The sequence below is a fragment of the Pseudomonadota bacterium genome, from assembly GCA_010028905.1.
In the GTDB taxonomy this organism is placed as follows: Bacteria; Vulcanimicrobiota; Xenobia; order RGZZ01; family RGZZ01; genus RGZZ01.
In genome coordinates this window covers 1-6,330 of record RGZZ01000296.1, presented here as the reverse complement: position 1 = coordinate 6,330, position 6,330 = coordinate 1, and the positions used below count along the sequence as shown (strand labels likewise).

Genomic DNA, 6,330 nt, shown 5'->3' with positions numbered 1-6,330 from the left:
GTTGCCGTGGCCGTTGCGCACGGCGACGGCATCGGACCCGAGATCATGGACGCGACCCTCGAGGTTCTGAAGGGGGCAGGCGCCGACCTCGACTACAGGCCTGTAGAGATCGGAGAGAAGGCGTACCTCGCGGGCTTCGACAGCGGCATGCCGCCACAGACGCTCGAGGTGCTTCGTGACACCCGCCTCTTCCTGAAGGCCCCCATCACCACGCCTCAGGGCGGCGGCTACAAGAGCCTCAACGTCACCACCCGCAAGCTGTTCAACCTCTACGCCAACGTGCGGCCCACGGTGGCCTACGCGCCGTTCGTGCCCACCAAGCACCCCGGCATGAACGTGGTCATCGTGCGCGAGAACGAAGAAGACCTGTACGCTGGCATCGAGCACCGCCAGACCGACGAGGTGTACCAGTGCCTCAAGCTCATCACGCGCCCGGGCTGCGAGCGCATCGTGCGCTACGCCTTCGAGTACGCCCGTCGCTACCACCGCAAGAAAGTCACGTGCTTCACCAAGGACAACATCATGAAGTTCACCGATGGCCTGTTCCATCGCGTGTTCGATGAGCTCGGCGCCCAGTACCCCGAGATCGAGAAAGAGCACTACATCGTTGACATCGGCGCGGCCAAGCTGGCTGACACGCCCCAGGCCTTCGATGTGGTGGTCATGCCCAACCTGTACGGCGACATCCTCAGCGACGTGGCCGCCCAGATCGCGGGCTCGGTGGGGCTGGCGGCCTCCGCCAACATCGGTGACCGCTTCGCCATGTTCGAGGCCATCCACGGATCGGCGCCACGGCGTGCCGGACAAGACCTGGCCAACCCGTCGGGCCTGCTGCTGAGCGCGGTGATGATGCTCGTGCACCTCGGCCAGACCGAGACCGCGGCGCGCATCCACAATGCGTGGCTCTACACCATCGAGCAGGGGGTGCACACCTACGACCTGGGCCGCGAGGGCTCGGTGGGCACCAAGGCCTTCGCCCAGGCGGTGGTCAAGAACCTCGGGCAGAAGCCCCAGACCCTGGCCACGGTGCACTACGAAGCGGGCGACGTGGTGCCGCCCTCGGTGGCATCGAGCCACACGCCCGAGGTGCGCAAGCTGGTAGGCGTCGATGTCTTCCTCGCGTGCTCCGATCGCAACCCCGACACGCTGGGAACGCGGCTGGCGGCCTCCACGGCCGACAACCTGCGCCTCAAGCTCATCAGCAACCGTGGCATCAAGGTGTGGCCCAACGGTCTTCCCGAGACCTTCTGCACCGACCACTGGCGCTGCCGCTACGAAGCCCCCTCGAGCGACGTGAGCCCCACCACCCTCGACGTGGCGAAGCTGCTCGAGAAGCTGTACCACGATGGGTTCGACGTCATCAAGACCGAGAACCTGTACACCTTCGACGGCAAGTCCGGCTACACAGCGGCCCACGGATGACCGTGATGGCAGGGGGGCGCGGCGCCCCCCTACCATCAAAAAAACGTGACGAAACCGGCGTCTGCTGTTCACAACTTTCTGACGTGCGCATGGCATGATGCGGGTGATGACAACCATTGGGAGTGGACACTACCATCACGGGCGCCCTGCGATGCCGCTGGTCGGTCAGGCATCGTCACGCGACGCGCGCCTCGTTCTCTCGCCCGTTCCACCAGGTTGCGAGGGCGTGAGCGAGGCTGACGGTTCCATCGCCTATCACGGCCCGAGCAAGGTTGCCCAGCGCCTCATCAACAACCAGGTGCGCCTCATCGTCGTCCGTCACGGGCAGTCACAGAGCAACGCCGATTCTGAGCAGCTGGGGCAACCGCTTCTCTATGGCCGCTCCGAGAGCCCGCTCACTGCAAAGGGCGTTCAGCAGGCGCACGACTGCGCGGCCGAGCTCTACCGCCAGCTGGGGGGCGACGACTACCTGCGGGCCTGCCTCGACGACCCCACACGCCTGCCGGTGTTCTGCTCGAGCACGGTGAGCCGCGCACTCGACACGGCCCAGATACTGGCCGACGCCATCAAGGACAGAGCCTTCGCCATCGGCGGCGAGGCCGCGCGCGACAAGGTGGCTCCCTGGCTCGAGGTGCACCGCGAGCCGCGTCTGCTCGAGTCGAGCTTCGGCCGCCTCGAGACGCACCCGTTGAGCGATCTGCAAAAGGCCTACCCGGAGTTTGCCAACAGCTGGCGCCCCCCGCAAGGCATGGGCACTGAGTTTCGTCACCGCTTCCCCGGCGGCGAGAGCCGCGCTGACGTCATGCGCCGCGTGCACAGCTTTCTCGACTCAGCAGCGCACCGCTACGCCGGCCGCACCGTGGTCATGATCACCCACGGCGAGACCACCCTTGCAACCCGCGCCGCCCTGGGCCAGGCGCCGGAAACCGACGGAAAGGTTCGCGCGGAGACGGGTGTGGTGGGCAACGCCGTGCCCTACTACCTCATCGGCAAGCCCACCATTCCGCCCGCCACCGCCTTCGGCGCCGCGCCTCCCTGGTAGCGAGATAGACGCCCGCGCACGCCTACCTCGCTGCGAAGCGATAGGTGGTCGTGCTGCGAAACGTCTGTCCTGGCCGCAAGACGGTACTGGGGAACGGGGCGTGATGCGGTGAATCCGGGAAGTGCTGCGTCTCGAGACAGAGGGCGCCGTTCTTCACGCCCCCGGCGCCGCCGCGAACCTTGTCTGACGGCCCCAGGAAGTTCGCGGTGTAGAGCTGCAGCCCAGGCTCGGTGGTGAGCACCTCGAGCACGCGACCGCTGACCGGATCGACCGCCCGCGCCGCGAGACGCGGTGCATCGGTCACACCCCCGCGCAGCACGAAGTTGTGATCGTAGCCGCTGCCCCTGCGCATCTGCTCGTCGTCTGCGTTGATGCGCTCTCCGATTCGGTGAGGCTGACGAAAATCGAGGGGTGTGTCTGCCACCGCCCGCAGCTCTCCGGTGGGAATGAGGCCCGCGTCGACGGGCGTGAATGCCTCAGCGAAGACGGTGAGCTCGTGCCCGAGGATGTCGCTCGCCGCCTCGCCTGCGAGATTGAAGTAGGCATGGTTGGTGAGGTTCACCACGGTGGGACTGGCGAGCCCGGAAAGCCCTGATCCCCGTCGGGGCTGGTGTGGGTGAGCACGAGCGAATCGCCGCGCACCTGCGCGTTCCAGAGCACGTCGTCATAGCTGCGTGCGCCCCCGTGCAGCGTGTTGCCGCCGTTGTTGCGCGGCAGGGTGTAGATCCGCCCGTCGAGCGGCAGCTCGCCGCGGGCAATGCGATTCGCGTATCGCCCCACGATGCCGCCGAAGTGAGGATTGCCCGCCAGGAAGCCCTCGAGGGTGTCGGGCCCGACGATGACGTCGGTCACCCGTCCGGCGCGGTCCGGCACACGCAGCGACACGATGCGCCCCCCGTAGCTCGTGATGCGCGCTTCGAGCAGCGGGCTCTTCAGCACGTAGAGCAACACGGGCGTACCATCCGGCAGGCGTCCGAACGGCAGCGAGGTGACTGAGGCGGGCGCGGCGCCCGATAGCGAGGCGCTCAATGCCGCGACCAGCAGAACGCGCGCAAGCAGATGTTCCACCACAAGAATCCTCTCAAGAGAAGCGCTCCTCGCCACGCCCGCCCTGCGCGATCAGCGTCGCCTCAGCGGTCGGCCTGCTCGTCTCACATCGCCAGGCGAGCCCGCCACGGCGACTTCAGCACACCGACCTGGGTGCGCAACAGGGCCTGGGCAAAGGCGTACTGACCGTCGGGCACGGCGCCAAAGACAAAGCAACCGCTCTTCTGCACCACCCACCGCACGACAAGAACGAGATGCCCGTAGCCATTGCTGCGAGGGATTCGCACGAGTATCGAACGCCCCACGTCGACGCGGGTGCCGCTCACCAGCCGCGCGCCCGTCTCGCTCACGTCGAGCAGGCGCCCGTGGAATGACTGCAGCGCCATCTCCACCTCGACGCGAGAGCCGTCGGCATATCGCGGCGCAATGCGGCGCTCGCCTCGAAAGCCGTGCGACAGCAACTTGCGCAAGATTCGCAGCAACATCTGGAAACCTCCTGGTCATCCCAACCCGTCTACCCATAGAATCACGGCCCAGACGGTGAAAATGCATTGACAGGCTGTTTCATTTGTTGCCGATTTGTTGCCGCGTGTGAATTTCTCTCGATTCTGCGACTAGTTCGCGGGAGTCGGAGCGCCCGGCTGAGGCGTGGGAGCCGGAGCGGGTCGCAGATCCTGGCGTGCCCGCATGCGCAGATCACCCTTGCTGAGGTCGAATGTGCGATGGCTGATCTCGCCTGGCGCGCCTGCGGCCGGCTGTGCGGGTGCTCCGGGAGCAGCCTGCCCTGACGGCGCCGGAGCGGGAGCGGGAATGGTGCTGTCGGTCTTTGGGGCGTGATCAACCTCGGCGTCAACCACCTCGTCGAAGCCTACCACGGTCACGGTGATATCTCGGATGTTGATGGTGATGGGCCGACCAGGATTTTCCACGGCGAGCTTGTTGGCTGCGTCGACCACCCCGCGCGTGACAGCGGCAGCGGTCTGCCCGGCAAGTGATGATCCCTGGTGGGCCGTGAGATGCTTGTTCGGTTTCACGAGCTCGCTCTGGGCTGGCTGGGCGGCCGGCGCCGCCTCCGGCGTGGCGGCCATGGCCTGCCCCGCGACGCCGAGCAGCGACGTAGCAGCCAGGAACGCGACTGCGGCGGCCTTCCAGCCGGCGATTGAAGAAGCCCTGCCCTCCACGCTCGCGCACGCGCTCGCAGCCGGTGGGGCCACAGCGGAAGATCCGCTGGCCAGTCGCCCGGCCTCGCCCGAGATGGACACCCCATCGTTCGACGGAGCCTCCTCCCGCGACGAGATTGCGCTCGCAGGCACCTGGGACACATGAGACGCGCGTGACAGAGACGAGAAGGGAGACACCGTGGAGACGTTCATGACCGAATCCTCCGCTCGTGGATAGCTGCTTCAGGCTCGTCAGGTCTCGCAGACGGCTTCCGCCACGCCCCTCGCCCCCGCCGTGAACTCGCCACGCGCGGGCGCCAGGGCAGGGGCATCGCTTCCGTCGCCGCGGGTGAGGGGGTCTCGCTGCTGTGCAGCGCCTCGTTGTCTGTGGTACTCATGGAAACATCCTGCTTTCCACCATCCGAACCACGCTCAGGATAGCGCGCCCCCCTGAAAATAGGCTGAGGCGCGCGCCACGGAATCATTAAAACAAACGCACACCGCTCTTCGCGCGCAACAAGTATCTCGCGGCGCGCAAGGCGAACAAGTCGAACCAGCCGATCCGGGCTGAGCATGTGCAGAGGAGACGAGAGAGAAGAGCCATGGAGTGTCCGCGGTGCAAGGGCAGCGGTCTGTGCGTCACGTGCCGGGGTGGAGGCCAGGTGCCCTGCGCGGCCTGCGGCGGGGCGGGACACAAGACAAGGGCCAACGGGCAGACCCTCACCTGCACCCGCTGCGGGGGTAGCGGGCAGGAGGCCTGTGACACCGCGTGCGAGTCGTGCCTGGGCAGCGGTCGCATCACCGACGCCCTGCAGAAGGCGCAGACCGAGAAGTACAGCCCTGCGGCGGAGGCAGTGCAGAGCGATTCGGTAAGGGCGACCGTTGCGATCATCGGCCTGCTGCTGCTCAACGACGCCATCATGGGGCTGTGCTTCGGAACCACGGCGCTCTTCACGCCCTCGAACACGGCCCTGCGGTCGATGGGCGCCATGGTTCCCCTGCTCTTCAAGAGCGGCGAGGTGTGGCGCGCAGTCACCTGGGGCTTCGTGCACATCGGCATCGTGCATATCGCCTTCAACGTGCTTGCGCTGCTGCAGGCGGGTCAGGTGCTCGAGCGCCAGATCGGAGCCGCGCGCTTCGTGAGCGTCTTCCTGTTGAGCACGGTGGGCGCAGGTCTGGCCGACGCGGCCCTCTACGCAGATCCGATGACGCACTGCGCGGGTGCCTCCGGCGCAGTCTTCGGACTCATCGGATTCGGACTCGTGCGCGCGCATCTCCACCGAGACGCCCAGCAGCGCGCATACTTCACGCAGTGGGTCATCTACGGAATCGTCTTCTCGATGTTCACGCGGGTCGACAACATCGGCCATGGGGGAGGCTTCGTGACAGGGGCGACGCTCGGCGCGGCCGTCGCGCTTCTCGAACGCCGCGGGATCCGGGGCGATCTGGCGTGGCGGCTGATCGCGGCCGCGTGCGTGGCCGCCGCGGTGGCGGCGTACGGCTGCATGGCGTGGGGGCTCGTGGAAAGGGCTAGATACGCGGCGCGGCGCTCTGCGGTAGTCGCACCTGTCGTGACCGTTGCCGCGAGACACCGTGAATACGCGCCAGCCTGCCCCGTCGGAAAGCACCTCGCGCAGAAGTTCACATCCCAGGCGAGAT

General features: G+C 66.9%; 5 protein-coding genes and 1 pseudogene. 3 read left to right on the top strand and 3 right to left on the bottom strand.

The annotated features are described in order from the left end of the window. Nucleotides 1–1,422: NADP-dependent isocitrate dehydrogenase (locus EB084_17275; protein NDD30009.1), on the top strand; the 1,422-nt coding region annotated here is incomplete at its 5' end. A 94-nt stretch (nucleotides 1,423–1,516) separates the two neighbouring features. Beyond that, a complete protein-coding gene (locus EB084_17270) occupies nucleotides 1,517–2,464 on the top strand; it encodes a histidine phosphatase family protein (protein NDD30008.1) in 948 nt (315 codons plus the stop codon). A 22-nt stretch (nucleotides 2,465–2,486) separates the two neighbouring features. Here EB084_17270 and EB084_17265 read toward each other — a convergent pair. The 3 genes and pseudogenes from EB084_17265 to EB084_17255 form a co-directional block, all read right to left on the bottom strand. Beyond that, a pseudogene (locus EB084_17265) lies at nucleotides 2,487–3,523 on the bottom strand (galactose mutarotase). Between the two features lie 92 nt (nucleotides 3,524–3,615). Continuing rightward, a complete protein-coding gene (locus EB084_17260; protein ID NDD30007.1) occupies nucleotides 3,616–3,996 on the bottom strand; it encodes a PilZ domain-containing protein in 381 nt (126 codons plus the stop codon). A 129-nt stretch (nucleotides 3,997–4,125) separates the two neighbouring features. After that, the gene (locus EB084_17255) at nucleotides 4,126–4,884 is read right to left on the bottom strand and encodes a hypothetical protein (GenBank protein ID NDD30006.1); all 759 of its coding nucleotides are present in this window, start codon (nucleotides 4,882–4,884) and stop codon (nucleotides 4,126–4,128) included. 389 nt (nucleotides 4,885–5,273) lie between these two features. Here EB084_17255 and EB084_17250 point away from each other — a divergent pair. After that, nucleotides 5,274–6,330: rhomboid family intramembrane serine protease (locus EB084_17250; GenBank protein ID NDD30005.1), on the top strand; the 1,057-nt coding region annotated here is incomplete at its 3' end.

Coding starts and splice junctions, on each gene's coding strand:
- EB084_17270 (NDD30008.1), top strand. CDS start 1,517: ATGATGCGGGTGATGACAACCATTGGGAGTGGACACTACCATCACGGG.
- EB084_17255 (NDD30006.1), bottom strand. CDS start 4,884: ATGAACGTCTCCACGGTGTCTCCCTTCTCGTCTCTGTCACGCGCGTCT.
- EB084_17260 (NDD30007.1), bottom strand. CDS start 3,996: ATGTTGCTGCGAATCTTGCGCAAGTTGCTGTCGCACGGCTTTCGAGGC.